Annotated in this window: 17 protein-coding genes; 13 read left to right on the forward strand and 4 right to left on the reverse strand. The window is 49.3% G+C overall.

The window, feature by feature from the left end:
* Window positions 1-245 precede the first annotated feature (245 nt).
* From WH37_RS29095 to WH37_RS29140, 10 genes are all read left to right on the forward strand, one after another.
* A complete protein-coding gene (locus WH37_RS29095) occupies window positions 246-2,048 on the forward strand; it encodes a sensor histidine kinase (protein ID WP_046234155.1) in 1,803 nt (600 codons plus the stop codon).
* Window positions 2,041-3,705 carry a response regulator transcription factor gene (locus WH37_RS29100; RefSeq protein ID WP_046234156.1) on the forward strand — a complete coding sequence of 555 codons (1,665 nt, stop codon included), beginning with the start codon at window positions 2,041-2,043 and terminating at the stop codon, window positions 3,703-3,705. The genes WH37_RS29095 and WH37_RS29100 overlap by 8 nt, the downstream gene beginning before the upstream one ends.
* Before the next feature lie 86 nt (window positions 3,706-3,791).
* Window positions 3,792-4,706, forward strand: a complete 915-nt coding sequence (locus tag WH37_RS29105) for a carbohydrate ABC transporter permease (protein ID WP_046234157.1) — start codon at window positions 3,792-3,794, stop codon at window positions 4,704-4,706.
* Between the two features lie 9 nt (window positions 4,707-4,715).
* Entirely contained in the window at window positions 4,716-5,555 is an 840-nt protein-coding gene (locus tag WH37_RS29110) for a carbohydrate ABC transporter permease (RefSeq protein WP_046234158.1), read from the forward strand.
* Window positions 5,556-5,694: 139 nt separating this feature from the next.
* Complete coding sequence (locus WH37_RS29115; protein ID WP_046234159.1) at window positions 5,695-7,047, forward strand: ABC transporter substrate-binding protein; 1,353 nt, start codon at window positions 5,695-5,697, stop codon at window positions 7,045-7,047.
* A 301-nt stretch (window positions 7,048-7,348) separates the two neighbouring features.
* Complete coding sequence (locus WH37_RS29120) at window positions 7,349-9,004, forward strand: MGH1-like glycoside hydrolase domain-containing protein (RefSeq protein ID WP_046234160.1); 1,656 nt, start codon at window positions 7,349-7,351, stop codon at window positions 9,002-9,004.
* Window positions 9,005-9,406: 402 nt separating this feature from the next.
* Window positions 9,407-15,544 carry a rhamnogalacturonan lyase family protein gene (locus tag WH37_RS37175; protein WP_046234162.1) on the forward strand — a complete coding sequence of 2,046 codons (6,138 nt, stop codon included), beginning with the start codon at window positions 9,407-9,409 and terminating at the stop codon, window positions 15,542-15,544.
* Between the two features lie 239 nt (window positions 15,545-15,783).
* Window positions 15,784-16,014, forward strand: a complete 231-nt coding sequence (locus tag WH37_RS29135) for a hypothetical protein (RefSeq protein WP_046234163.1) — start codon at window positions 15,784-15,786, stop codon at window positions 16,012-16,014.
* 517 nt (window positions 16,015-16,531) lie between these two features.
* Entirely contained in the window at window positions 16,532-16,714 is a 183-nt protein-coding gene (locus WH37_RS37580; protein ID WP_414812545.1) for a MarR family transcriptional regulator, read from the forward strand.
* Window positions 16,715-16,884: 170 nt separating this feature from the next.
* The gene (locus tag WH37_RS29140) at window positions 16,885-17,823 is read left to right on the forward strand and encodes an NADP-dependent oxidoreductase (protein WP_052737289.1); all 939 of its coding nucleotides are present in this window, start codon (window positions 16,885-16,887) and stop codon (window positions 17,821-17,823) included.
* A 564-nt stretch (window positions 17,824-18,387) separates the two neighbouring features.
* Here WH37_RS29140 and WH37_RS29145 read toward each other — a convergent pair.
* Window positions 18,388-19,332 carry an alpha/beta fold hydrolase gene (locus tag WH37_RS29145; protein ID WP_046234164.1) on the reverse strand — a complete coding sequence of 315 codons (945 nt, stop codon included), beginning with the start codon at window positions 19,330-19,332 and terminating at the stop codon, window positions 18,388-18,390.
* Window positions 19,333-19,519: 187 nt separating this feature from the next.
* Between WH37_RS29145 and WH37_RS29150 the strand changes: the two genes are divergently transcribed.
* Window positions 19,520-20,431, forward strand: coding sequence for a helix-turn-helix transcriptional regulator (locus tag WH37_RS29150; RefSeq protein WP_046234165.1), 912 nt, complete (start codon window positions 19,520-19,522; stop codon window positions 20,429-20,431).
* Between the two features lie 237 nt (window positions 20,432-20,668).
* Here the strand turns inward: WH37_RS29150 and WH37_RS37585 are convergent, their stop codons facing one another.
* Both WH37_RS37585 and WH37_RS29155 read right to left on the reverse strand, forming a co-directional pair.
* Window positions 20,669-20,821 carry an S-layer homology domain-containing protein gene (locus WH37_RS37585; protein ID WP_082111062.1) on the reverse strand — a complete coding sequence of 51 codons (153 nt, stop codon included), beginning with the start codon at window positions 20,819-20,821 and terminating at the stop codon, window positions 20,669-20,671.
* 40 nt (window positions 20,822-20,861) lie between these two features.
* The gene (locus WH37_RS29155; RefSeq protein WP_046234166.1) at window positions 20,862-21,758 is read right to left on the reverse strand and encodes a LysR family transcriptional regulator; all 897 of its coding nucleotides are present in this window, start codon (window positions 21,756-21,758) and stop codon (window positions 20,862-20,864) included.
* Window positions 21,759-21,893: 135 nt separating this feature from the next.
* Between WH37_RS29155 and WH37_RS29160 the strand changes: the two genes are divergently transcribed.
* Together WH37_RS29160 and WH37_RS29165 are read left to right on the forward strand one after the other, a co-directional pair.
* Window positions 21,894-22,904, forward strand: a complete 1,011-nt coding sequence (locus tag WH37_RS29160) for an alpha/beta fold hydrolase (RefSeq protein WP_046234167.1) — start codon at window positions 21,894-21,896, stop codon at window positions 22,902-22,904.
* A gap of 22 nt (window positions 22,905-22,926) precedes the next feature.
* On the forward strand, window positions 22,927-24,111 hold the full coding sequence (locus WH37_RS29165; RefSeq protein ID WP_046234168.1) for an MFS transporter: 1,185 nt from the start codon (window positions 22,927-22,929) through the stop codon (window positions 24,109-24,111).
* Here WH37_RS29165 and WH37_RS35070 read toward each other — a convergent pair.
* On the reverse strand, window positions 24,052-24,348 hold the full coding sequence (locus WH37_RS35070) for an NADPH-dependent FMN reductase (RefSeq protein ID WP_082111060.1): 297 nt from the start codon (window positions 24,346-24,348) through the stop codon (window positions 24,052-24,054). The genes WH37_RS29165 and WH37_RS35070 overlap by 60 nt on opposite strands.
* Between the last annotated feature and the right edge of the window lie 147 nt (window positions 24,349-24,495).

Below are 24,495 nucleotides of genomic sequence, written 5' to 3' on the forward strand. Positions count from 1 at the left end.
CAAACAAGGAGTGGGCGTCCCAAGCTGCGTGGTCTCAGCAACAATCGCATGCTTCGGTTCTCAAGCCTTGCATCGTCAGATGAGATTGCCCTTGAATAAGCTCTGAGCAAGGAGTGGCAGACCGACTCCGGTTTGCATACACATCCTAGTGGAGCATTTTTAGAGAAAAGTGAGCGGATCTAGCAAGCACTGTGCTACTATATTGGCAAATCACGCATGACGTCTGACAGAAAAGGGGACTAGCTGTGTTTTACTCATTAAAAAGCCGTCTGATTGCCGTATTTATTCTGCTGTTCGTCCTGTCGTTTGGTGCTATGTCTTATATTTTATTTAATGAATCACGCTCCATCATCCGCTCTTATATCGAATCCTCGGCACTGGAGAAAATGGAGGAGTACGGTGCCTACGTCGATATGGTCCAGATGCAGATTTACGATCTTGCCTCGCTCGTGTTCAATAGCGATACAACGAAAAACTGGGAAGGGGCCGTGTCGGACCCGAAGCTTGCGGCGGGCGAGAAAATGCTGGCCAATATTAAGCTCAGCAGCTTTCTCACGCAGGCGATGAACAGCTATACGAGCGTATCGCGGGTGACCTTTTACCGCTCAGACGGCACGTGGATCAGCAGCGACAATCAGGTCGTTTCTGACCCGAGCCTGCTTGCACAGCAGTGGTACAGCGATTTTAAAACATCGGGAACGCACTGGGTGGCGAGCCATCTCGACCCGGTCGAGGCGCGCTACAATAACACGCATCCGGTTGTCAGCATGCTAATGCCAATCGGAACCTTCGAGCCAAGCCGTGCCCGAACCGTGATGAAAATTAATGTGAGCAGCGACTATTTTCAGCGGCCGCTCAATCGAATTCACCTTGGTGAAAGCGGTACCATATATTTAATGGATCAGGGCGGCCAGCTGCTGCTCTCCCCGCCTGAAGCCGGGGCGCAGGCCGACATGCAGTCTGCCATGGGGAAAATTCGCGGAGATATGCGCAAACAGGGCGTTATTTACGTCCAATCGGATAAGGGAAAGACAGATATTGTCGTATTCAAAAAGCTGCAAAGAACCGGATGGATACTTGTCGGCCTCGTATCTGAACAAGACTTGTACGCGAAGCTGTTTCAACTACGCAGCAGCATTATTTTGTTTGCATCGATATTGCTGGTATTGTCGGTCTTTCTCGCGATCTGGCTGTCCCAGAGCATTTCCAATCCGCTATCCCGCCTTATATCCGCAATGCGCCATGTCCAGCGGGGCGATTTCAATCAGGCTGAGCTGCGGCTGCCGCCGGAAATCAGCATCCGCAATGAGGTAGGTTTTGCGACCGTGACCTTCCGCAATATGGTCCAGCAGCTTCGGCAGCATATCAAAAACGAATTTGAGCTGAAGCTGCTGCGCCAGCAAGCGGAATACAAGGCGCTGCTAATGCAGATTAATCCGCATTTTTTATTTAATACGCTGGAGCTGATGAGCAGCCTCGCCATGCAGAAGCGGACCGATGATACCGTGCAGGTCATTGAATCGCTTGGCAAAATGATGCGCTTCTCACTGCGAATGAGCGATGATGTGGTGCCGCTGCGCGAGGAGCTGAAATATGTGAAGGATTACGTGGAGATTTTGCAAATCCGCTTCGGGGGGCGGCTGAGCTTGACCTTGAGGGAGGAAGGCGAGCTTGCGCATTTGACGATTATTAAATTTATTTTACAGCCGTTGATCGAAAATGCCGTCAAATATAGCTTTCAGCATCAGCCGGAGGCCAGGGTGGAAATCGTAGTAAGCAGGAGCGGCGAGCGTATGGTACTTAGCGTTGCGGACAACGGGCCGGGTGTGCAAGGCGAGACGAAGCGCCAACTCGCGGAGCGATCAGCGGCAGCCCGGATGGATGCGTTGCTGAACAGCCGAGACAGCCAAATTGGTCTCAGCAACGTAATCGCACGGTGCAAGCTTTATTATGGGGAGCTGTTCGAGATTCAGATAAAGGAAAGCAGCTGGGGTGGTGCGCTCATTGTACTGACGCTGCCCATTCAGGAGGAGGGAAAGCATGTATAAGGTGCTGATCGTGGACGATGAGCCGGAAATCCGTTTAGGGCTGCGTCTCAAGGTAGACTGGGAGGAGCTGGGCCTGCGAATTGCGGGCGAGGCGGCGAATGGCACGGAGGCGCTGGAGCAGCTTGAGCGCGAAGTGTTCGATGTCGTCATAACGGATATGAATATGCCGGTGATGGACGGGCTTTCTTTTTTGGACAATTGTCGTAAGCTTTATCCTGAAATTAGGCTAATCATTCTGACAGGCTATGAGGATTTTAACTATGCGCATGCTGCTGTCCGCCATCAGGCTCGCCATTATTTGCTCAAGCCAGTTGCAAGGGACGAGTTGACGGAAGCGCTGCTGAAGGTACGGCAGGAGCTGGATAAAGAGCAGGAGAGCTACAGACAGTCAGCGGACATGAAATGGCGCCTGACGCAGTACTATCAAGAAATGAAGGAGCATTTTCTGCGGCACCTCATCCGGGGGGAGGCTGGACGCGAGGATACGCTGGTGGAGCGGGCGCGGCTGTTTCAGCTGGAGGAATGGGGGGAGCGCACGGTTAGATTTATGACGGCTGGACTGCAAGCACTCGGGCAGCAGCCTGTCCGACAGGAGGACACGCAGCCGGGCCAACAAACGCATCAAAGAACGGATCAAAAAACGGACCGACAGACGAGGCAGCCCGAGCAGTTCAGCCTGGCGTTCGAGCTCATTTGCCGTGAGCTGGCAGAGGGCTTTGCCGGTTCTTTGCAAGCGATACGAGACGAGCATTATTATGGTCTGATGCATGTGGTGCTGCTGGATGAGGAAGCGGAAAGCGTAGAGTTTGAACAAAAGCTGCGCGATATTGTGAGCGGACATCTTGGGTTCAAGCCTTCCATCGGCATAGGAAATGCCGTCAAAGGCTTTCAGCAGTGGAGAGAGGGCTGCATGTCCTCGCTCGTCGCCTGGAATATGGCGGAGGCGCAAATCCGGCAAGGCGAGCGAGCGACGGCAGAGCCGTTCCTGCTTCCCAAGGAGACGGCCGATTTGATCCGGCGGCTGCTGGAGCGGGGCGAAATGGAGCAGCTCGTCAAAATGCTGGAGCGCGAGCTGAAGGAGGCGCTTAGCGTGTCACGCATCCGATTCGTTAAGGCGATTTTTCAATTAAATCTGATTTTGGAGGCGCAGGCGCATGAAGCGCATGTACCGATTATAGGCGGCGAACAGCTCTGGGTACGCCCGGAGATGGCGCTCAACTTCAGCACAGCGGAGAAGGCCTGCCACTATTTGATGAAGCTCGCAGCGGCTATTCATGACAAGCTGCAAGGAGCAGAGGAGGACGCCGATTATTCGGTTATGGAGGCATCCAGGCAATATATCGAGGAAAACTATATGTACGATTTGAATCTGACGATGCTGTCCGAAAAGTTCAATTACAATTCGTCTTATTTCTCGGAGCTGTTCAAGGCGAAGTCTGGCAAAACCTTTATTCAGTATTTGACCGATGTCCGAATGGCGCATGCGATTCGTCTGCTGCGGGAAACGGGACTCAGCCTATGGGATATATCCGAGCTGACCGGTTTTTCCAATGCGAGCTATTTCAGTTCCAAATTTAAACGGATTTATGGCATGAACCCGTCGGAATTCCGCCAGCGTCACCCTGAAAAAAGTGATAATGAATTCCCGAAGAAATGATATGTTGCCGAATCCTATTCCTGCGTATGATTGGTGTACGAATGCAGCTTGCTTGCGTACATCAATCATTAGGAGGGATTTTTGCCATGGGCGTTTCCCGCAAAACACTTGCCCGCGAGCAGAACCAAACCGCTTATTTGTTTCTGCTGCCGTGGCTGATCGGCTTTTTCTGTCTGACGGCTGGGCCGATGCTCGGTTCGCTGTACCTGTCCATGACCAAGTACAATTTGCTGTCCCCGCCATCATGGATTGGCATGGACAACTATGTGCAAATTATTACGAATGACAGCACGTTTACCGGATCGTTATGGCTAACCTTCAAGTATGTATTCATTTCCGTGCCGCTCAGGCTGGCTTTTGCGCTGCTTGTAGCTATGGCGCTCAATAAGGGCATCCGGGCGCTGGGCATTTATCGGACGATTTATTATATCCCTTCCCTGCTTGGAGGCAGTGTTGCTATCGCTATCGTATGGCGGCAAATATTTGACGGTACGGGAGTGGTAAATAAGGCGCTCGCCTGGATTGGCATAAAAGGGCCGTCGTGGATCGCCCACCCGGATTACATTGTGTATACGATTGTTACGCTGTCGGTGTGGCAGTTCGGCTCGGCGATGGTCATTTTTCTGGCGGGGCTAAAGCAAATTCCCGCTGATCTCTACGAAGCGTCCCAAGTGGACGGCGCAAGGAAGTGGAACCAGTTCATCAGCATTACGCTGCCGATTCTGACGCCGGTTATTTTTTTCAATCTCATTATGAGCATTATTCATTCGTTTCAGGCGTTTACACCGGCTTTCGTCATCGGGGACGGCCGCGGCGGACCGCTTGATGCGACGATGTTTTATACGCTGTACTTGTATTTGAAAGGCTTCTCCTTCTTCGATATGGGCTATGCCTCGGCGCTCGCCTGGATTATGCTGCTCATTATCGGAGTGCTGACGGCGATTATATTCATCACCTCGAAATACTGGGTGTTTTATGGAGACAACAAGGACGGGAGGTAAGTGTAAAGGATGACACACCGTATAAAATATGGGCAAGTACTGAGGCATGTGCCGATTATCGTCATGGGACTGCTGATGATTTATCCCGTTTTATGGCTGATCAGCAGCTCCTTCAAGCCGAACCAGCTTATCTTTTCTGATCCGGGCATCTGGCCAAGCACATTTACGCTGGAAAATTACGTGAACGGCTGGCGCGGCTTCCAAGGCATCAGCTTCAGCCGTTTTTTCGCCAATTCCTTCGCGATTTCACTCTTGAGCGTGCTCGGTAATGCCATAACATGCTCGCTTGCTGCGTTTGCTTTTGCCCGATTGACGTTTAAGTTCAGCAAGCTGTGGTTTTCGCTGATGCTCGTTACGATTATGCTGCCTTATCATGTGACGCTGGTGCCGCAGTACGTTATATTCAATGAGCTGCAGTGGATCAATACGTATTATCCGCTGGTGCTGCCGAAATGGTTCGCGACGGACTCGTTTTTCATTTTGCTTATGGTCCAGTTTATACGGGGCATTCCGCGCGAGCTCGACGAAAGCGCGACGATTGACGGATGCAGCCAAAAGCAAATTTATTTTCGTATCATTCTCCCACTGCTTGTTCCAGCGCTGATTACGACGGCAATCTTTACGTTTATATGGACATGGGATGATTTTTTCAGCCAAATGATTTATTTGAGCGATATTCGGCTGTTCACTGTGCAGCTAGGCATTCGGGCGCTGTTCGATCCATCGGGCTCCTCGGATTGGGGTGCGCTGCTGGCTATGTCTGCGCTGTCGCTGCTGCCGATTACGGCGGTATTCCTGACATTCCAGCGTTATTTTCTGGAGGGGATTGCAACGACAGGCTTGAAATAGCGAATGAGGCTATGCAGCATCCGAAAAAATTGCAAGTCAACTGCCGAAATAATGAAAGGCCTGGCGGGCGGGGTTTACAGTAAGATGGCGTTGTAAGCGCATTACTTAATCTACATTATCGAAATTGGGGGAGATTGGCATGAAGCGGCGTATCCTATTTTCAATGCTGGCAGCATTAATGGTAATTGTGACGGCTTGCTCGGGAGGAACGGGAGCAGGAGGTGCAACATCTGGCACTAACGGAGAGGGCAAGACGGATGGCACGGGCAATGGCAGCGGCGGTACAGGACAGGAACAGGTAGAGCTGCGCATCATGTGGTGGGGCGACCAGGGGAGGGCTGACCGCACGAACCAGGTGCTGGAGCTATTTCAGAAAAAATATCCAAATATTAAGGTGCAGGGCGAGTTCGCGCCTTCATCCGGCTATTTTGACAAGCTGAATACCCAGCTCGCATCGGGTACGCCAGCGGATGTTTTTTTCCTCGGCGGCAACGTTGTCGATTATGCCAATAAAGGGGTTTTGCTGGAGCTTGACCCTTATGTAGGCAGCGAGCTGGATTTGACAGATATGGATGAATCGATGGTGGAGTACGGTACACTGGGCGGCAAGCTGCTTCATATATCTGCTGGGGCGAATGCGAGAGGCATCCTTATAAATACAAAGCTGTTTGAGCAAGCGGGAATTCCGGTGCCTCAGGACGGCTGGAGCTGGGATGATTATGCTGGCATCAGCAAGGATATATCGGAGAAGCTGGGTGATGGCGTATATGGAACGTACAATTTTACGGTAGATGGCATGGATATTGGGCTTAAGCAAAATGGAGCGCAGCTTTACAACATGACAGAAGGCAAACCAGGCTTTACAGAAGAGCAGGCGCTGAGCTGGTTTAAATACTGGGAAGCGACAACGGCGGGGGGCGGCGTCGTAACGCCGGAGCTTGCGGTATCGAATCCGCCGAGCGATCCTAGCAAATCGTTGATCATAACGGGAAAGGTTGCGATGAGCCTTATTCCCTCCAACCAATTCGCCGCCTATCAAGGGCTGACGGAGGACCCGCTGACGATGGTGCAGCTGCCGCGAGGTCCGAAAGGAACGGGCGTCGTATTCGAGTCCAGCCAAGGGCTGTCGGGCTATGCGAAAACGGAGCACCCGAAGGAAGTGGCGATGCTGATCAACTTCTTTATTAATGATCCAGAGGCAGCCAAGGTGCTCGGCAATGATCGCGGCGTTCCGGTAACGTCCAAAAATAGAGAGGCGCTGCAGGCCGAAGCAAGCGACGCGGACCGCATCGTTTACGACTATACGAGCCGCGTTTCGGAAGCGACAAAAACGGAGCCCTTCGCAGTCAGCTACAATCCTCCTGGCTTCGCTGAGTTTTCCAAGCTGGCGGAGACGACGGTACAGGAAATCGGTTTCGGCCGCAAAAAGGTGGAGCAGGCGGTTGCCGATTTCTACAACGGCACGCTGCAAATTTTTGCGAAAAATCAATAAGCAATTAAGCATATAAGTGATTAATTTTATAAGTAATTAATCTTATAAGTAATTAACCCAATTAGAAAATTATTCTATATGCTATTGAACCGTTTAGCGCATAGGCGAAGGCCTAGCTAGCCTTCTAAATATGGTTAGTCGAATATGTTGCATGCAGGCTGCCGTCAGGCAGCCTGCTGCTGTCAGGCCAGAGAAGAGCGGAGAAGGGGCTAAGATGGGCATGTGAGTGTGTTCATTCATGCAATCAAACATGTGAACTGCAAATTGATAAGCGTTAATTAGTGAAAGCGGGGCGAAATTTATGGGTGAACAGCTGCTGGAGCGGCTCAGAAGCAAGTCTGTGCAGCATATATTTGGGCAGCAGGGCAAGGCCTCCGATCAACCGTTAATGAGCGAGTGGGAGGCAGGAGGCGTGAAATTTGCTGCAGCTGAAGGAAGGCTGGAGGGCGTACATGAGGAGGCTATGCGCCGCTTGCTGGATTGCATCGTGCCGACGGGCAGCAATTCGGAGCCGATTTTGCATGAGGGCGGCGTCTACTTAGGCTGCTGGCTGGAAAGCACAGGTACGATTAACGCGGAGCTGCTGTCCCGGTTTATTCCTTCTGTATCGGAGACGACTTATCTAGCCTTTGCGGCGCATCAGCGGGAGGATGGCCTATTTCCATACAAAATAACGGGAAATGGTCCGTCTTATCGGCAAATTCAATTGGTGACGCCGCTCGCCCGCAGCGTTTGGAATCATTATGCGCTGCATGGGCGGGACAAGGCATTTTTGAAAACGATGTATGACGCTATGTCCCGTTATGACGACTGGTTGGCGGCTCACCGCAATACGAGAGGGACGGGCTGTGTAGAGGCGTTCAGCACCTTCGATACGGGCCATGATTTGTCGCCCCGCTTCTGGCATGTGCCAGATACGCCGCATTTGGGGGATGCCGCGCTTTGTCAGCCGGATTCTCCAATTTTGCCATTTTTGGCTCCTGATTTGACGGCTAACGTATACTGCCAGCGGCAGTATTTGGCTGTAATAGCGAAGGAATTGGGACTTTCCTCCGAACAATGGCAGCGGAAGGCGGAGGCCTCGCTTGCAAGCCTGTTCGAATATTGCTTTGATGAAGCGGACCATTTCTTCTATGATCGCGACCGCCAGAATGAGCTGGTAAGGGTGCAGTCGGATGTGCTGCTGCGGGTTATGGCCTGCGAGGTGGGCGACCGCCGTTTTTTTGATACGATGCTAAGGCGCTACCTGCTCAATACGAAAAAGTTTTTTGCCAAATTTCCGTTTACGTCGATGGCGATGGATGATCCGCGCTTTGATCCGTTTTCCAGCTATAACAGCTGGGGCGGGCCATCCAACTTTCTGAGCATCATTCGCGCTCCCCATGCGTTTGAGAAGCATCAGCGTTATGTAGAGCTGACGTGGGTCATGTATCCGCTCGTGTCGGCGATGTCTAATATGACGCGGTTTGCACAAGCGCTTAGCCCATGGACCGGGGTGGAGGGCTATACGGAAACGTATTCGCCGGCGATTTTGAGCGTGCTGGATTATGTGGAGCGGTTATGCGGTATTTTGCCTACGCCGAATGAAACATTATGGTTCACGGGGCTGCTGCCTTATGCAATGGATCACGGCGAGGAGCCCGCAGGCGGCGGGACGGCTTACAGCAGAAAAGTGGGCGGCTTGTCGTTTGAGCTGCTCAATACGCGTGAGGAATGCGTCATTTATTTAAATGGGCAGGAGCATATGCGTTTCCCGTTTGGCATTCGCATCGTTACGGATCGGGCAGGCAGGCTGAGCCGCATTATCGGCATGAGCGTTAGGACGATTAAAGGAGTTGTCCACTACGACGGAGCGGAGCTCGTTTTGGAAATTAAGGGGAATGAGCAGCTTCGTTATACAGAGGGACGCTTAGAAAAGGAGCTTGATATTGGAATTGTTTATCCGGCTTATGGGTGAAGCAAGCGTGCAGGACTTAGTCGGCCCTTACTTAGCCTTATAAGCTATTACATAAAGCTCTTATTCATACTGAAGGCTGCTGCTTCGGCGGCAGCTCTGCAATGAAAACCGGATTTTTAATCAAAAAAGACGGTTTTTTTGCTATTATTTCACAAAAAACAACGTTAGTATCAAATTGAAAGCGTATTCAATAAAAATGTTATAACCATTAAATATAGAAGCAGGGAGGGATGAAGGCCTCATTACGAACAGACAGCTTAGGATCGTACAGCAGGATGCAGTATTTTGTAAACGCTTACTTTAAATTGAGGCTAAAAAACGGATACGCAGTTAACCCGAAAGTCGAACCTTGGTGTGAAACGGTCAAACATTTCATTGGAGAAAATGGGGGGATATTTTTATATGTTAAGAAGTAAAAAAAGGCTGATGTTCCTGCTGCTCGCCGCAGCTGTTTTATGGACCACTATCCTGCAGGGGCTGCCGCTTGGCGTGCAAACGGCATACGCAAACGAAGCAGAGCAGCTTGTAAAGAAGTTCGACTTCGGTACAGCCTCAAGTCCTGTTAAGGAAGGCTTTATCGGTGTAAGCGAATCGCAGCTTTATACGGCTGAGGCTGGCTATGGGCTGAGCATCGCACTGGCATCGCGCAACCGCTCTGGCGGCGATGAGCTGACGAATGATTTTGTCCTCGGAAACTCCTTTTCATTTTATGCGGATTTGCCTAATGGCGAATATGATGTCACGGTTTATTCGGGCGATTTGCTGACCGGGACAAGCACGACCAAGACGAATGTCGCCTTGGAGGGCGTCTCGGCAGGTACGCTGTCTACGCGCCAGGCTGTCATTCAGGGCACTTACCGGACAACGGTAAATGACGGGCAGCTCACAGTCGATATATCGGCGACGACGGGCTACGCCTATTTGAACGGCATCGTCATTGAGCAGGTAGTGACTGCTGCGCCTGAGGCGCCGGGCGGACTTGCTGTGACGCGTGTGACGCCGCAGGATGTGACGCTTACGTGGAATCAAGTGGCGGATACGGTTAACTATAGGCTCTATCGTGCGGAGGGCGGGTCCGCTCCTGTCCTAGCAGGGGAAACAGCAGCGACCTCCTATGTGGATACGGCTGTCGTAGAAGGGGGCAGCTACAGCTACTTCGTCGCTGCCGTCAGCGCTGTCGGTCTGGAGTCGTCCTTAAGCGCACCGACCGCGGCGGTAACGATACCGGCGCTTACGGTGCCAGCCGCACCGAGCCATCTCAGCATCAGCGCCGTACAATCTTCGGCAGTCGTGCTGGCCTGGACGGTTGTCGAGGGAGCGGAAGGCTACAAGGTGCTGCGTTCCGATACGGCAGCAGGTCCTTTTGTAGAAATTGGCCAAACGACGGTGCCTGCCTATACGGATACTGGCGTGGACACGTCTGTACCGCAATTTTATACCGTGAAAGCTTTTAACGTGCGCGGGGAGTCGGAAGCCTCTGCTATTGCAGAGAGCACTGCTTATGTGCCGCCTACTACGCTGCCGGAAGGCGATACTATTCGCTTCGATTTCGGCTCGGGCGAGCTTGCTGACGGCTATGTCCGTGTGACAGCCGAGACCGCTTATACATCTGCGCTGAAATACGGCTTTACCGACATTTCAAATGTCGGCACAGGCAACCGTGGAACAGCTGATCCGCTGCGTTCGGATTTTGTCACGCCTACGAATGGAACCTTTAACGTCGATCTGCCTAATGGGGACTATACCATTTCGCTTATTGCAGGTGATGCGTCAGAAGCATCCGAAATCGCAATCAAGGCCGAGACGATGCAGAAGGTGCAGCTGACCAGCAAGGCAGCGGGCCAATATCTGGAGATGGACTTCCAATTGGCGCTTGTGGATGGGCAGCTCAATCTTGAATTTACGGGGTCCGCGCCCAAGCTGAACGCACTTGTTATCAAGAAGCAGCAGGAGCGTCAGGCTGGGGAGCTTCCGACCGTATATATCGCGGGAGATTCTACCGTTCAAACCTATGATCCTTACTGGGAGCCTGAGGCTGGCTGGGGCCAAATGCTGCCGCGTTTTTTCAGTAATGATGTTATTTTCAAAAATCATGCCATTGGCGGCCGCAGCTCCAAATCCTTTATTGTGGAAGGACGTCTTGATGAAGTATTACGGACGATTCACCCGGGCGATTACTTCCTTGTCCAGTTCGGCCATAATGATGCGACTATTAGCGTTCCAGAGCGCTATGCTTCCCCAGCCGACTTCAAAAACTATTTGAAAACCTACGTTAACGGCGCCAGACAACGCGGTGCGACACCGATTTTGGTAACGCCAATGGGCCGCCGCGATTTCAATGCGGATACGGGTATTTTCAATGTGAGCTTCCCTGAATATGTACAGGCGATGAAGGACGTGGCCACCGAGCTGAATGTAGAGCTGGTTGATCTGAGTGCGCTCAGCATTGCCTACTACAACTCCATCGGACCTCAGGCTTCTTTGTCGGTGTTCCTCCATGTTGAGCCGGGCATTTATGGCGCGTTCCCGAACGGCTCTGCGGACAATACGCATTTCCAAGAATATGGGGCAATTCAAATAGCCCGTCTGCTGGCAGGCGGCATTGAACAGCTTTCGGTACCGCTGGCAGACTTTGCCCGCGAAATTGAACAGCCTGATGCTGTGCCTGACGCACCAGCTAATCTGGTTGCGGGCAGCGTCAGCAATGCCGGTGCTGTGCTGAAGTGGAGCGCTTCGGACAACACCGATATTTATAAAGTTTACCGCAAGCTGGCCTCCGAGCCTGAATCGGCTTACGCCATGATTGGCACGGCAACGGTACCGACCCTTACAATTGGCGGTATGCTGGAGGGCCAATCTTATACGGTACGGGTAACGGCTGTTAACGGCCGCGGCGAATCGCTGCCTTCCAGCGAAGTGTCCATCACGACCAAATCGGCACAGTACCGTTTCGATTTCGGGCCAGTAGGAGCGCCAGTTGCAGCAGGCTATACCGAAATTACGCGCGATGTGCTGTATACGCCTGAGCTTGGCTATGGGCTGACGAACAGCACAGGCATGATTGACCGCGATCGCGGTACAGGAACCGACGATCTGCGCCGCGATTTTGTCGCTTATTTTAACGCGAGCTATGAATTTAAGGTCGATTTGCCGAACGGTTCTTATTCGGTCAAAACGTATACGGGCGACTGGATCGGCTCAACACGAACCAATGTTAATATCGAAGGTGCGGACTACGGCACGATCACTTCCGGCCGGGCTTCCATTGCGGAGCGGGTATTCAATCAGATTGCGGTGAAAGACGGCCAAATGAACCTCGTATTCAGCGGCCAAACGGCCCATTTGAATGGCTTGGAAATTACACCGCTGCTGCTTGCGCCAACGGGCCTTGCCTTAACGGGGCTTGAGCTGGAGAACGAGCCTGTAACGGCAACTCTTGCATGGAACGCTGTGGAAGGCGCATCGGCCTACCGTGTCTACCGTCAGGCTGCTGTAGCCACTAGTGCAGAGCTTTTGACTGAGACGGCGGCACTTAGCTTTGCTGATACCACAGCCGATGTCGGTCTGGATTATGTGTATACGGTGACAGCCATTGACCATACGGGGCTTGAGTCGGTTGCTTCCAATGCGCTTGCCGTGTCGATGGTTGATCCGAATGTGCCGAAGGCGGCCATTCCGGCAAACTTGACGCTTGTGGAAACGAACAAAAACGATCTGACATTTAACTGGGATGCGGTTGGTAATGCGAAAGTGTTCTATGTTTATCGCGCAGTCAAAGCGGATGGCGACTATACGCTGATTGGAAAATCGGCGGAAGCTGTCTATACCGACACTACGGTGCTGACGACGATTCCTTATTACTACAAGGTTGCATCGGTGAATGCAGGCGGCATTTCCGATCTGTCACAAAGCCTGGAGACGCCTGCGGTGACGATTTTGTACCGTGATATGGAAAATTTAGACCGCGCTCCGGTTGCGGTGAAGCAGTCCGAGGGCAATTACATCGGCTGGCGAATGCTGGGCCTTGATCCTTCGTCGATCGCATTCAATGTATATCGGGACGGGGTTCAGGTAAATGCGGAGCCGATTACAGGCAGCACAAACCTGCTTGACCCAGCGGGAACGGACAACTCCGTCTACTGGGTAACGACTCTGCTGAATGGTGTAGAACAGCAGGCGACCGCAGATTTCGGCGTTTGGACACAATCTTATTTGTCCATTCCGCTGCAAAAGCCTGCCGATGATTATACAAAGGATGGACAGCCGTATACGTACAATACGGGTGATGCTAGTGTCGGCGATCTTGACGGCGACGGCGAGCTGGAAATTGTATTGATGTGGACACCGTCCAACAGCAAGGATAATTCGCAAGCCGGCTATACGGGCATCGTCTATTTGGACGCCTACAAAATGGACGGCACACGGCTGTGGCGCATCAATATGGGGCCGAATATCCGCTCTGGCGCGCATTATACACAGTTTATGGTTTATGATCTCGACGGAGATGGACGCGCTGAGGTAACGATGAAAACAGCCGATGGAACGATTGACGGTCTCGGTCGTGTTATTGGAGATCCGAGTGCCGATCATCGCAATAGCAGCGGCTACGTGCTGCTGGGGCAAGAATTTTTGACCGTATTTAATGGTTTGAACGGCGGCGCGCTGGATACCGTTGCCTATGATCCGCCGCGCGGTGATGTCAGCGCCTGGGGCGATGCATACGGCAATCGGGTAGACCGTTTCCTTGCGGGCGTCGCTTATTTGGACGGTGAGCATCCGAGCGTTATTTTCAGCCGTGGTTATTATACAAGAACAGTTCTGGCTGCCTATCATTTCCGTGACGGAAAGCTGACGCAGCAATGGAAATTTGATTCGAATACGGAGGGCTATGGATCGTTTGCCGGTCAGGGCAACCACAACTTGTCGATTGGCGATGTGGACAACGATGGCAAGGACGAAATTACGTTTGGCGCAATGGCGATTGACGATGACGGCAAGCCGCTTTACAATACAGGACTTGGTCATGGCGATGCTTTGCATTTTGGCGATCTGGACCCTACGCGTCCGGGGCTTGAAGTGTTTGGTGTACACGAGCATACGGATTCCAAGTACGGTATGGAGATGCGCGATGCAGCGACGGGAGAAATCCTTTGGGGCGTCTTCACCGGTATAGATACCGGACGAGGACTGTCAGCGGATATTGATCCAAACCATATCGGTGAGGAAATGTGGTCGGCTACAATTACGAATGCGCAGCATATTCCGATTACGGGACTATACAATGCACGCGGTGAGCTGATTACAACGAATATCCCTTCCTCGACTAACTTCGGCGTATGGTGGGATGGCGATTTGCTGCGTGAGCTGCAGGATGGCAATCGGATCGACAAGTGGGATTACACGAATGAAACAACGGTCAATCTGCTTACGGCGACTGGCGCTTCCTCGAACAATTCAACAAAGGCTAATCCAAGCCTGCAGGCGGATCTGTTCGGCGACTGGCGCGAGGAAGTCATGTGGCGTTCTACGGACAGCTCAGAGCTGCGCATTTATACGACGACCGATGTAACGGAGCACCGCATTAGAACGCTGATGCATGATCCGGTATACCGCCTTGGCATTGCATGGCAAAATGTAGCTTATAATCAGCCGCCGCACACTAGCTTCTATTTGGGAGCAGGCATGGAGGAGCCGCCGATGCCGCGCATTCAGTATGTGGGTGCGCCGCAGCAGATGACCGAGGCGGACAACTGGACGGTGGCGGTGACGGCGGAGGACCCTGAATCGGGCATTCGAAGCTTGGAGCTTTCCTTTGATGGCAATCCAGTAGCAAACGGCGAGGTGCTGTCTATGGCTGGACTTGCCGGAACGCATACATTTACAGCAACAGCGGTCAATGAGGCAGGGCTGCAAGCCACACAAACCGTGGTCATAACCGTGACGGGGGCAGAGAAAGCGACCGGCATTCCGGGTACGCCTGTTCTTTCCGACAATAACGGGCATGACAACGGTTTGCTGGACGGCAGCTATAAAATTACGATGAACCTGTGGTATGGGCAAAATGGAACGGTATATAAGCTGTACGAGAACGGCGAGCTAATTGAGACGAAAATATTGAGCGACAACTCGCCGTCCGCACAGTCAGCTTCTTTCGACATAACGGGCAAAGCAAACGGTACGTATACGTACACTTGCGAGCTAATCAATTCTTTCGGTACGACAAGCTGCAGCCCTCATACTGTAACGGTTAAGGACGCTTTTCCAGGCCAGCCTGTGCTGTCCAATGATAACTGGGATGGGGATGGCAGCTACAAGGTAACGATGAACCTGTGGTGGGGAACGAACGCCACGGAATACCGTTTGTATGAAAATGGAACGCTTATTGATACGCAGACGCTGACGGTGAATACGCCTGGTGCGCAAAGCGCATCTACGACAATAACGGGCCGCACTGTAGGCACCTATGTTTACCGCGTCGAGCTATCCAATGATAGCGGCATCACGGAAAGCAGCCAGATGGAGGTTAACGTAACCAAATAGGAAGAGCAGCAGTAGCCTGCCTTGGGCGAATTAATCCGCGCCCGAGGCAGGCTGTTGGCATTGATCAAGGCATGCGATAGCCAGGACAAGAAGTTGGCTTTTCAAGTATGGCGGGGATTAAAACGGCAGAAGTGCTTCTTTTTTCATAGGAAGGTGTAGGTCCCTATTCCCTTTGAAATGTGGTGATGAAGCTTTAAGCTTAATAGACCAGATATAAGATAGGAACAGGAGAACCCATCATGCGCATAGCCCTGCAAATACTAGCCATCGTTGTCATGATTATTTTTACGATTTCGCTGATTTATCCGAGATATATGTCGATGTACAAGCGTTGGCAGAAGGTAAGTCTGCTTGTTATTGGTGGATTTTTATTCGTACTGACGTTATTGGTGGCGGAGGATTTTAATGTATTTTCACAATCGAAGACATGGGAGCTGATTGAAAGCTTGTTCGGAAAAGGTAATCCGTGATATCCGCTTATTTTAAATCATTTTATCATTGCTTTTGTTGTTCTCTTTTGATTTTTGAAACTTAATGTTGTTGTAATCATAAACTCAGTATAAGAACGTTTAGCAGACCAAACCCACCAAATACAATTAAAAATATTATACGCATAATTATCCGATCTGACGTTCATCGTTAGCAGAATGGCCTGTTGTTATTAGACGATGGTGCGGTTGAGCTTATCGAGTCTATCGGCATATTATCACCGGGCTGCCTATATGGCAGCTTTTCTATTTATGTTGACGGCAATATATTTAAATGTTATCTTGTGTTTAATAAAATATGTTGACGACCACACAATTGAAAAGAGGGATGAAACTATTAAAGAAAAACATCAATAACGAAGCCAGTGAAAATGAAATCAGTTCGGTAACGCATTTTCCCGTAAGCTTCTCTATATTCAGTATGGCTCGTTCACATCATAGAAATGCAGGACAGCTGCTTCGCGAAGCAGGCCTATACCCAGGGCAGGAGCTCGTACTGATGCAGTTGAGGCATCGAGACAGCCAATCACAGAATAGTCTTTCAAGGTCGCTGCGTCTTAATCATTCGACAATAGCCAAATCCGTTCGTCGTTTGGAAGATGAGGGGCTGGTCACCTGCAGCCGCTCCCATGAAGATAAACGCGTAACCATCGTATCACTCACTCACTCAAACAGGGCGTGAAGTTGAACCCAGAGTGATTCAGGCTTGGAGCAAGCTGGAAGAGATCACAACGAAAGCTCTCAATGACGAAGAAAAAATGCAGTTTGTAGCTCTGGCAAAAAAAATAGCTGCCTCTTTAGAAACTTAGCTGAAAATTTTAATAAATGATGAGTAATAAAGGAGAGATAAGCATGTCAAATAAGTCAATGCAAGCCGTTCTGGTCAATGAATATGGTGGTCCAAATGTCTTGAAGGTAGAAACGGTTGAACGTCCCCAACCGCAAACGGATGAAGTGCTCGTTCGCATCGTATATGCTACGATTATTCCGCTAGACTATAAAATCCGTAACGGTTGGCTTCAAGAGGTTTTTCCTGTAACATTCCCCTACATTCCGGGATTTTACGCTTCCGGAGTTGTCGAAGAGGTAGGGCAAGGTGTAACGGATTACAAGCCTGGTGATCGTATTTTTGGCAGTATTAGAGGAGCCTACTCAGAATATGGCATTGCGAAAGTCCAGGAACTAGTTAAGATGCCGGATATACTCACCTTTGAAGATGCAGCAACGATTAAAGCTGGAGCGGAAACGGCTTGGAAAGCGTTGTTCACTGAAGGTGAACTCCAGCCTGGACAAACCGTTCTTATTCATGCTGCAGCAGGCGGCGTTGGACAGTTTGCCGTTCAGCTGGCCAAATGGAAGGGAGCTAACGTGATCGCTACGGCTTCAACCTCTAATGTGGACTTCGTCAAGTCTTTGGGGGCAGATCAAGTTATCGATTATACGATGACGGCTTTCGAAGACGTTGTACAAGAAGTGGATCTGATCGTCGATTCCATTGGAGGCGAGACCGAGAATCGATCATGGGCTGTTCTGAAGAAGGGGGGAATTCTCGTCTCTTTGACGCAGGCTCCATCTCAGGAGAACGCTCAAAAGCATGGCGTTACAGCTAAATTTAATACCAAATTCCCAACATACGCGAATGTGCAGACCTTAACGGAATTAATTGCCGACGGTACGATTAAAGCAGCGATTGATTCCATATTTCCGCTAAACCAAGCTAATAAAGCACTGGAGAAAAGCGAAGCAAGACATGGACGCGGAAGAATTTTGCTGCACATAAACTCTATCTAACAACAGCATGTATGAGATAGAAGTTAGGATGATATTAAAATAAACAACACGAGTGCATTTCACACTTAGTGTTGTTTTCTTCATTCACATCAAGCTATTCTGGCTAATTGTATTGTTAGGTCACTTCCCCTAAATAAAGTTTTCGTCTTCACTTATGGTAAGGTTCAGCGTATCATCTCTAAGGCGAAATCATTTGTTGTTTTTTCTACGTATTTTCGATAGCGCGAAATCAAGAGGCACCCTGTTTGGGTGCCCTTATTGTCCTTCTAAGTTTTGCTTGCTAAGCGAATCTATTCAGCATCAACGCGGCGGCGTCGTCCGTCGAAGCGACGAAGTACTCGGAGATCAGACCCATGAGCCTGATCATGCCCCCTTGCCCACCCTCAACACGCTGACCACACCGAACGCCGCCCGCACGGCTCACGACCGCCGCGCCTTTAGGAGACACGTCCTAGCCCTACCGGGTAGCGGTGCCCAATCATTCACCTCGAAGACGGTGACCGCGTCTCATTCCACCCTCCGGTCAAGCCGGAGGGCAGGCTCAACCTTGAAACGCTCTTGGGACTAGGTGGCATCCTGCTGTTCCAGCCATCTCAAAATCGCTTGGTTTGTTTCTTCCGGCTTTTCTTGCTGAATCCAATGACCGCAATCCAGATTGACCACTTCCACATTGGGCACGAAATTTGTTAATATTTCAGACTTCGGAACCGCATCCCGGTCACCATAGATCATGAGGGTCGGCTGTTGGATGATTGGGTTCACTTCCGCCAATAAGCGCCAGTTGCGGTCAAGGTTCCTGTACCAATTTATGCTGCCCGTGAACCCTGATGTTTCAAAGGCGGAGACGAAAACAGCCAGTTCGCTGTCGCTCATCAAGGGCTCACCCAGTGGTGTTTCTGCGTTGGCAAGATTGATCATCACCATTCCCGGCTCTGGCTCTCCAAGTGGCTCGTTTTTTCGGTACATGTTGCGAAGGAACCGGAACGTATTGTCTTCCAATACGGCGTCCGCGACGCCTGGCTGTCGATTAAAGTGGACAAAATAGTAGTCGCCGCCAAGTATTTCTTCCATGAACTCGATCCAGGGTTTTTCTCCGCGCTCTTGGTAAGGCAAGCTCAGATTTATCACTTTGTTTACACGGTTTGGATGCAATAAGGTCAGTCCCCAAACGACCATTGCACCCCAATCATGACCGACAAAGGTGGCATCTTCGTATCCGTAGTGATCGAGAAGTGCGATGAGATCACCCGACAAGTGTTCAATGTCATAGTCTGTTACTTCGGTCGGACGGGATGAGTTGCCGTAACCCCGCTGGTTTGGGACGATGACATGGTAGCCCGCTGCGGCAAGGGCGGCCATCTGATGGCGCCAAGAAAAGGCATGCTCTGGCCAGCCGTGACAGAGGACAATGGGTTCTCCGGCATTTTGTCGGCCTGCTTCAAAGACTTCGAGTTCCACACCGTTGACTGAAATAAGGGTGGGCTTGGGAAAATCGGTTGGATTAAACATTGCATTTCCTCCTTAGCTTTTAGAAAAACGGGCACATCATGATCCTCTGTAATCATTTTCTGTAATTCGCTCGGCACCTTTGGGGCGGAAATCAAAACCTCCTTCTTGTGATACATGTAGTATAATGGACAAAAGGTGACATGTTAGTGTCACCGTTCTGAAATCATGTAGAAAAAAGAGGGCAATTATGGACAAAGTGGAGAGACTCATTTCGATTATCATGATATTGCTGAAAAAAGAGGTTGTTTCTACAAAGGAATTCACACAACTATTCAATGTTTCCAAAAGAACGATCCTTCGCGATATGGAAACATTGAGCTTATCGAACATCCCGATCTACTCTGTCAATGGGGTCAAAGGCGGCTACGGCATAATGGATGAATACAAGGTTGATAAACGCCTTTTAAGCAGCTCTGATTTACAGAATATATTAACTGCGCTCGGCGGATTGGAACAAATCCTCCGTACTGAAGAAGTTGAAAGAACGATAAAAAAAATAGAGGCAATGGTTAGTCCATTGTCTCTGAATCGTTCCATTCAACTGTCGTTTTATGATTGGGAAGGTCGGTCCGAGATTCTTGAAACCTTAAAGACATGTCAAGAAGCCATTTTAAAGAAAAGGCTGGTTTCGTTTGATTATACAGATAAAGACGGGGCTGTAACGAATAGAATGGTCGAGCCCTATGAGCTGCATTTTAGCGAATCGAGTTGGTACTTGAAAGGATTCTGTTTACATCGACAGGGATATCGAACATTCAAGTTATCTCGGATCGATCATATTACGATGGATGAACGCGCGTGTCATCCTAGAGACGATTGGTCAGAGCAAGGACACGAAGCAAGTTATCTACCGCAACTCGTCACGATTAAGGCATGGATATCGCCTAGCATAAAAGATCAAATCATCGAAAGGTATGGTCGAAGAAATATTGAAGACCATAGTTCTGGATTTTTATTAGCAACCATTTATGTCCCTCAAAATCGTATGGGATTTCAATTTTTAGCAAGCTTCGGCACTCATCTAAAAGTTGTAGAGCCCAAAACCTATGTTGAAGACTTTCGAAATTATTTATATCAAATGATGGAGAACTATTCCTGATAAAGGTCTCGTCTCGGCATATATGACGGATTCCACATGAGTTGGGTCTTTACGCGCTTCTTCATAGATTTAGCATCGAAGCTTCAACCTTCAACTCAACTTGCCGCTTTACCACTATTTGTGATACGGTTCAGCTTAACAGGTCTATCGGCGAAAAATCCAGTGCGACGAAACACTCTGTCGACATCTTAGCCGCATACAAAATAGCATATACCGTTTGACCAGTACCTGCCGAATTCAAGCGACTCTATTCTTATATTCTAAATCTAGCAAATGATCAAGACTGGCATTCAGCATGCGTAATATCATGAGTAACGATTCAGATCTAGTCGCATTAGCGTTCGGTTTGAATAAACTGTCCGGAGTACCCTTTACGATCCCATGTCGGATAAAATATCATTCTAATTACACACCTGTGCGCGAAATCTCTTTAGGTGTTATTTTTCAAAAATGTTTCTCTGGTCAAGCTCAAAAAGGCTTCGATTGCAGGCGAGATCCACTTCTCTTCATGCCAAAACATTTGGGTTGCAAACGATGTGGCGGTCAAATCCCACGGCAACGGAACCAGTTCTCTCCGATTCACTTCTCCTATCACGGCCATTTCAGGCAATATGGCAATGCCCATTCCTATTTTCGCACATTGTTTAATAGCCTCAGCACTGTTAAACTCCAATTCGGTAATTCCCCCCATGCCCCTCTGTGAAAGACTTCGATCAAAAAAAGTGCGATAGGAACATCCCTTCTCCGTCAACAAAAAGGTCTCGCCATGAAAATCTTCAATGGCCAATGCAGTATGTGCAGCCAAAGGATGATCTGGTGATACCAATAGATAAAAGGGCTCATCCAGCATTTTTTCACCGCAAAATCCTGTCTCGCCCTTGTCCTCATCCAGCATGAAAATAATGTCAGCGTCCCCTTCACGCAAGCTCTGTTTGAGGTTCGAATTAGCCAGCGGTCGAAACATTAACCGAATCCCTGGATAGCACAAACGAAACTGGCGCAATACAGCCGGCAGCCGGTACGTACACAACGTTTCATCGGCACTTATGATTACCGTACCCGTCAATTCCCCCGATTGCTTGACGGCATGCTGTGCTTCTTCAACCACACTCAATATGTTATCTGCATAGCGCAGGAACGTTCTCCCTGCATCGGTCAAAGTCACATTTTTACCCAATCTGTCCACCAACTTGACACCCAATTCTTCCTCTAAGGCCTTCATTTGCATCGTAACCGTTGAAGGGACATATTTCTGCACTTCTGCAGCTCGGGTAAAGTTGAGTGTGGACGCAAGCGTATAAAAGGTTTTTAATTGGCGCAATTCCATCGAGTTCCCGCTCCTTAATTCAAAAAAAATGAACGTTCTATTCATAAACGTTTCTTTGACTTAACAATAGCAGTATCGTAGAGTGATGACAAGTAAGACAGCCCATACTTTAGCTATGAAAAGGAGTTTTTTTATATGAGAGATTATGAAATTTATGAACTAGGAGATGTTCTGCTGCAATCCGGTGACACTCTGCCAAATGCCATTCTCGCCTACAAAACATACGGCATGCTAAATGCAGCCAAAAATAATGTGATTGTATATCCCACCTGGTTTGCCGGCTTGCATACTGATAACGAATGGTTAATCGGACCTGGCAAGGCACTGGATCCAGAAAAATATTTTATCATCGTCCCTAATATGTTGGGCAATGGACTCTCCTCCTCGCCAAGCAATACGCCATCGCCCTATCATCAAGCAAATTTTCCACTGATTTCGATTTATGATAATGTGCGACTGCAGCATCAACTGGTGAATCAAAAGTTTGGTATTGCAGAAATCGCCCTCGTTGTAGGTTGGTCACTAGGCGCTGTGCAGACCTTTCAGTGGGGGGCAAGCTATCCCGATATGGTAAAACGAATCGCTCCATTCGGCGGGACTGCCATGACCCGGCCACATGCAAAGGTTGTATTTGAAGGAATGATCGCTGCCCTTCAGGCTGATTCTGCTTGGAAAAATGGCTTTTACACGCAGAAACCCAAAACGGGATTGGCAGCCATGGGTCGAGTCTACGCGGCTTGGGGGTTCTCTCAGGCTTATTATCTAGAGCAGCTCTATCAGCAAGAGGGCTACCACACACTGGAGGAATATCTCGTCGATTACTGGGATCAAGTATTTTTGACCTTTGACGCTAATGACCTGATCACCATGTTACGTACCGGAATTACAGGTGACATTAGCGCTAATCCGACGTATAACGGCGATTTTGACCTTGCATTAAGCAGGATAACAGCACGGGCCCTGGTTATGCCGGGAAGTACAGACCTTTTCTTCCCTCCCCAGGATAACAAATATGAAGCACGACATATACCAAATGCATTCTTCCTCCCGATTGAATCCAAGTGGGGGCATTGCGCAGGCATTGGACAGCATGAACCAGATTCCGTATTTATAGATAAAAGTCTAAAAAGTTTCTTGCTTGAATGAAACTGAGGAGGAGCGGATTAAATTGAAAAATAAATTGATTATATATGTCCTAGCACTTGCTGTTTTTCTAATTGGAACCATTGAATACATTATTACAGGAGTCATTGAAATGATCGCCATGGACTTGAGAGTATCTACTTCCGAAGCTGGTTTACTGGTGACTGTATTTGCTCTCGCAGCGGCCATTGTTGCTCCGATTCTGATTGCATTAACAATAAATATGGATCGCAAGAAGCTACTGATGGCTGCCCTCAGTGTGTTTATTACCAGCAACGGACTTATGCTTGCAAACCTTTCTTACGAAACATTACTATGGGTACGAATTATTCAAGGGGCTAGCGGAGGAATCGCTACCGTAGTAGCCATGGCAGTAGCGACACGACTCGTCGAAAAAGAAAGAAGGGGCAATGCCATCGGTATTATTTTGATGGGGCTCAGTAGTTCGTTAGTTCTGGGTGTTCCAGCTGGCACATTTTTTAGCGAGCTGTTTGGATGGAGAGTTTTGTTTATTTTGATCGGTATAATAAGCGTTCTTCCATTGTTTATCATCTATAAAAAGGTTCCTACAATCAGAGAAGAAGAAGCTGTTACCCTCAGGATGCAGCTCTCTATTTTAAAAGATTCAAAAATTGTAACTGCCTTGGCTATTACTTTATTTTATATTGGTGGTTACTCTACGCTCTTTACTTATATTACACCTTTCTTGCAAGCCGTATCCTCTCTTTCCATAACCGAAATTAGCGGTGTTTTATTCCTAGCGGGAATTTGCAGCTTCATCGGATCCAAAGTGGGTGGACAATTGGCAGATACAAAGGGATCGAAATTCACAATTTGTATTGGACTCCTGTTACAGGGAGCAATGCTCCTTTTATTCACTCTAGCTGGTGTCAATATCATTGTATTAATCTTAGTTTTAATGATCTTTATGTTAGCAACCTGGAGCATTTCCCCTGCTCAGCAGCTATTTTTGGTCACTCTGGTACCTCGAAATCCAGACATTGCCCTGAGCGTAAATACTTCCTTCATCCAATTTGGTTTTGCGCTAGGATCTGGATTAGGCGGCCTTGTCATCAGTCGTACCTCTGTTCTGAATTTGAATTGGGTAGGTTTGGCTGCTGTAAGCGTTGCATTACTTCTTGCCATCTTGCTATTCAAAAAAATGAGCAGTGGGATTGGAACGTCTACTGTTACTAAAGAAGAATATTAAATAGCTCCCTCTTTCTACAATCCCAGCATTCAAATCCAAGGCATTTTTTAACACACCGGGCACGCCATTCCCATATTCCGATGTACATAAAAGTACATCATTTGCCTCCCTAAGCTGTGTCCGTAGTTCTCTTACCGAAGCAGGTCCTTCATCGAAATCGAGATCAGGGTTGAAATGCGGAAGATCGCCCAATCCTTTCCTTGGAAAAAATTCCGCCCTACTTGTGATACGGTTCACCGGAGTTAATCTTCAACTAAACTGCCCGTTAATTTAATGAAGTCTAGTCAAACATTTCATTATAAAAAAACACCCCTTAAAGCATCATCGGTTCCCATAAGGGTTTTCCAATGTCTACTCTAAGGGGTACTTCACTCAGATACCATG

It is taken from the genome of Paenibacillus algorifonticola (assembly GCF_000971975.1).
Taxonomy (GTDB): Bacteria; Bacillota; Bacilli; order Paenibacillales; family Paenibacillaceae; genus Pristimantibacillus; species Pristimantibacillus algorifonticola.

Bases quoted from the DNA above. Each gene is read 5' to 3' on its own strand.
- WH37_RS29100 (WP_046234156.1), top strand. From the start codon at position 2,041: ATGTATAAGGTGCTGATCGTGGACGATGAGCCGGAAATCCGTTTAGGG.
- WH37_RS29105 (WP_046234157.1), top strand. From the start codon at position 3,792: ATGGGCGTTTCCCGCAAAACACTTGCCCGCGAGCAGAACCAAACCGCT.
- WH37_RS29110 (WP_046234158.1), top strand. From the start codon at position 4,716: ATGACACACCGTATAAAATATGGGCAAGTACTGAGGCATGTGCCGATT.
- WH37_RS29115 (WP_046234159.1), top strand. From the start codon at position 5,695: ATGAAGCGGCGTATCCTATTTTCAATGCTGGCAGCATTAATGGTAATT.
- WH37_RS29120 (WP_046234160.1), top strand. From the start codon at position 7,349: ATGGGTGAACAGCTGCTGGAGCGGCTCAGAAGCAAGTCTGTGCAGCAT.
- WH37_RS37175 (WP_046234162.1), top strand. From the start codon at position 9,407: ATGTTAAGAAGTAAAAAAAGGCTGATGTTCCTGCTGCTCGCCGCAGCT.
- WH37_RS29135 (WP_046234163.1), top strand. From the start codon at position 15,784: ATGCGCATAGCCCTGCAAATACTAGCCATCGTTGTCATGATTATTTTT.
- WH37_RS37580 (WP_414812545.1), top strand. From the start codon at position 16,532: ATGCAGTTGAGGCATCGAGACAGCCAATCACAGAATAGTCTTTCAAGG.
- WH37_RS29140 (WP_052737289.1), top strand. From the start codon at position 16,885: ATGTCAAATAAGTCAATGCAAGCCGTTCTGGTCAATGAATATGGTGGT.
- WH37_RS29145 (WP_046234164.1), bottom strand. From the start codon at position 19,332: ATGTTTAATCCAACCGATTTTCCCAAGCCCACCCTTATTTCAGTCAAC.
- WH37_RS29150 (WP_046234165.1), top strand. From the start codon at position 19,520: ATGGACAAAGTGGAGAGACTCATTTCGATTATCATGATATTGCTGAAA.
- WH37_RS29155 (WP_046234166.1), bottom strand. From the start codon at position 21,758: ATGGAATTGCGCCAATTAAAAACCTTTTATACGCTTGCGTCCACACTC.
- WH37_RS29160 (WP_046234167.1), top strand. From the start codon at position 21,894: ATGAGAGATTATGAAATTTATGAACTAGGAGATGTTCTGCTGCAATCC.